At 52.3% G+C, this 589-nt stretch carries 1 protein-coding gene; it reads left to right on the forward strand.

Features of this window, described 5'->3' with window-relative positions; all coding sequences use genetic code 11:
• Window positions 1-589 (forward strand): hypothetical protein (locus J7438_RS27035; protein ID WP_209279102.1); only part of this gene is annotated, 589 nt, incomplete at both ends.

Below are 589 nucleotides of genomic sequence, written 5' to 3' on the forward strand. Positions count from 1 at the left end.
GGGGGGGGGAGGGTTGACGGCAGGGTTACCGACACCACGGCAGTGAACAGCTATGTCACAACCAAGGGTAGGTTTGCACAAGGCAGCATCGGGGGGGGGGTAAATAAAGGAACGGTTGCCAACACCACGGCGGTGAACAGCTATGTCAATGGCAATATAAAGAATTTTGGATCTACCTCCAATGATCAGCTTCTTTGCCAAAAAGCAGACCCACGGGTGTTAACAGCCAGTTGCTCTTCGCGAACAGAATTTCTGGATGCATTGGATTTGTCGTACAGTGATGTTTGCCCGATATTGGATTTGTCGTACAGTGATGTTTGCCCGATAAATGCCGCTAAAGAGTCAACACCCACTACAGCATCAACAGCCGCTAAAGAGTCAACAGCTGCGGTGGCGGCAAATGCCACAGTGTCAACACCCACTACAGCATCAACAGCTGCGCCAGCAGCCGCCACAGTGTCGACAGACGCTACAGCATCAACAGCCGCTACGGTGGGAGGAATTACCACAGGTTCCCTTATGGTAGCGGGCGGATTGGGATTGGGGATTGCCGCCTATTCAACCTATCAATGGATTACCGGTTACCAGG

This window comes from Thalassotalea sp. G20_0 (assembly GCF_017744175.1).
Lineage (GTDB): Bacteria > Pseudomonadota > Gammaproteobacteria > Pseudomonadales > Endozoicomonadaceae > Endozoicomonas.